Source organism: Flavobacterium sp., from assembly GCF_049240005.1.
Classification (GTDB): Bacteria; Bacteroidota; Bacteroidia; order Flavobacteriales; family Flavobacteriaceae; genus Flavobacterium.
This window is the reverse complement of record NZ_JBMLTK010000086.1, coordinates 1-2,943: the sequence shown is the minus strand read 5'-3', so window position 1 is coordinate 2,943 and position 2,943 is coordinate 1. Positions and strand designations below refer to the sequence as shown.

The window sequence follows — 2,943 nt, the reverse complement described above, 5'->3', positions numbered from 1 at the left end:
CGAATTCGGGGGTGGTTTCGAGGGTGGCGGGATCCCAAATGAGTACGGGGCAGGTGTCGGTTTGGGAACGATTGTGGTTTTGGGTGTCGATAACGTAGTATTGGCCATCGCCAACGTCGGCAATGGGGATGAAATGCTGGGGCAGTTCCTCGTTGCGGAGGTTTGTGGTAAGCCACGTAACGCAGGGGATGCCCGTTCCCATGAGTTCGGTGTTGGAAACGATGCCAAAAAGCTCGAGGCCAAGGATGTCGCCGCAACCTAATTCGGAAATAAATTTCCGGTACGTGGGCGGAAACGTTAGGTTAAGAAAGGCTTCGGTTTTTTGTATTTGTGCTTCGAGAATCGGACCTACAAAATCGGCCGAATCGGGGTTTTCGTGGATAAAGGTTAAGGCTTTTTCGACACTCATGGTTTTGGGATTTGGTTGGGTCACTAAAGTTATGAAATTCAGGTAAACGGCGTATTTCAAATCCGCTTTACAAAACGTACAAAATCGCTCCTGCAACGACTCGTTTTGCACCTTCCCCGCAATAACGACTGCAACGGAAACCAAAACGCGCGAAAATGCATACAAACACGGAAGGAAAAAAGCGACCTCAGAAGCTTTTTGGCGACCCGTGTTTGTGCTTTTTCGCGCGTTTTGTTGTAGTGAAAGGCGTGACGGTGCGGCGCGATAAATTTCCAGCAAACGTTTGCCGCAGCGGATTGCCCGAGAGAAAGAAAAATGAAAAAAATGAAAAAGATCAAAAGATAACTATCGTGCTGAAGATTCGTGCGGCAGCAAAGGGGTATGCGCTATAAAACGTTATTTAAAATTAGGTAAGAATGTCAAAAATGTTCCTAAATTTCTAGGTGTTTTCAGTAAAAATAGCAGTGAACTTTTCCTCAATATCTTCGATTTCTTCGGGCGTAAGTGCAGCAAATTCTTTTTCCCGTGCTCGTTTAGATAAGGCACCCTGATTTTGTTCTAAAAAACGAATGAGAAGGGCAACGGTACCGTCGGGCATTTGAAACTGGTTATCCAACCACTGCTTCATCTGGTCGTATTTTTGAAGATAGTTAATTTCCGCGGGAATAGTTTGGTGAATGGTTGTATCTACACATTCAAATAAAAATTCAGCTTGCGGCGTTGCATCGAAATACTTGTAAAAATCGATCGTGTCGTTGAGAACTTCTACGTTGTTCTTTGCTGTTTTTTCCCACTCAATAAAATCGAGCAGCGGATGAGAATAGGCTTCAAGCACGCGTTGGTAGTCGGCTATTCGTTCTAAAATGGCAGCCGACACAGGGAAAATAATTCCTTGTGGGCTGTATTTCATGGCGGCTAACAGATGATGAATGAGATACCGATGAATTCGACCGTTACCATCAACAAAAGGGTGTATGAATACAAAGCCAAAAGCAATTTTTGCAGCGGCTAGCACCGGGTTAAAACCTATTGATTCGAGGTAATTTGCAGAATTTATTAGTCCGTTGATCAACGTTGCTACATCAGCTGCTTTTGCAGATAGGTGTTCTGGGATGGGTTCGCCGGTTTCTCTATCGTGTTCGCCTACAAACCCACCTTCGGTTCGGTAGCCCATTTTGGTGAACCGACTGTTTTCAATTACAATTTGTTGCAATCGACAAAGCTCGTCCGGACTCAAAGGTTTACTTCCTGCTTGGCCAATGGCTTTTCCCCAACGAATGGCTCTGTTTTGCGTAGGCGTTTCTCCTTCAATGCTAAAGGAAGCTTTTGAATCTTTAAGTAACAAAAAGGAAGACGTTCTGTGCAAAATATCTTTACGAAATCCGCTGATTGTTGCTTTGATGCTATCGGGATTGTTCTTTGCTATGAAAGTTTCTAATTTCTCGGTTTTGAATATTAACGGGCAAAAATCAACTGTTCCTGGCAGATTATTGTTTATTCTGTGTCTGCTTGATTTAATTGGAGTTCCTGCGGCGTATTGCATCTCTTCGTCTAGCAGATTCACAAAATTTCCCTGGGTTAAATCGGGAATGTCGAGTTTGTAACCCATCAACCATTCAAACAAAAACCATATTTTACGACAATATTGCCCTGTTGGCTCCATTTGAACTAAGGCTGTGACTTCTTCTTTAGACACTTGTTGAAACAGCTTTTTAAAGAATAATAGGTTTAAGCCTTCATATTTCAAGGCGAAAACGAGCTGTTTATATAAGTTATCTTCAGGGGCATGTCGCGGTGTAAGAACCAGCCAATGATTGTTTGCATATCGGCGATTTTTTGTGCTGATTAATGCCAACTTGGAAGGCAAGGGCATAGACAATTTTAGGCGATCTATTACTGCACCGTAGCCTACCAAAGTTCCTTCTTCGGGAGCTTGTCGGCCATGAAAAATGCTTATTTTCTGTGAATATTGATTATTATTTAATTTCATTTATAAAAAACAACTATTCAAATGTATGAAATTAACTTACGCAACATGAAAAACGCTTAGTATTTTGTGGTTTGCGTGAAAAGTTGCTTTCGGGTGGGAGTTCCAACCCGCACAATCCGCTTTACAAAACGTACAATAGCGCTACTGCAACGACACGTTTTGCACCTTCCCCGCAATAACGACTGCAACGGAAACCAAAACGCTCGAGTAGCTTACAAACACAGGAGGAAAAAAGCGATCTCAGAAGCTTTTTAACGACTAGTGTTTGTGCTTTTTCGAGCGTTTTGTTGTAGTGAAAGGCGTGACGGTGCGGCGCCTCGGACTTCCACTAAACGTTTGCCGCAGCGGATTGCCCAAAAAGACCGAAATCTACGAATCGCTGAAAGAACACACTGTCTCCCACAATCTTTCAATCTTGTAATCTTTGAATCTTGTAATCTTTCAATCTTGTAATCTTGAAATCTTGTAATCTTGAAATCTTTCAATCTCTCCCACAAAAAAACCCAACCATTGCTGATTGGGTTTGTCTTAAAAAAATCTCGTT

The 2,943-nt window shown here is 42.5% G+C and carries 3 protein-coding genes; all 3 read right to left on the bottom strand.

The window, feature by feature from the left end:
- The coding region (locus ACOVQQ_RS08905) for an SMI1/KNR4 family protein (RefSeq protein ID WP_421817893.1) at positions 1-409 on the bottom strand (409 nt) is incomplete at its 3' end.
- A 439-nt stretch (positions 410-848) separates the two neighbouring features.
- Entirely contained in the window at positions 849-2,399 is a 1,551-nt protein-coding gene (locus tag ACOVQQ_RS08900) for a Fic family protein (protein ID WP_421817892.1), read from the bottom strand.
- A gap of 251 nt (positions 2,400-2,650) precedes the next feature.
- A partial coding sequence (locus ACOVQQ_RS08895; RefSeq protein WP_421817891.1) for a hypothetical protein occupies positions 2,651-2,943 on the bottom strand: 293 nt, incomplete at its 5' end.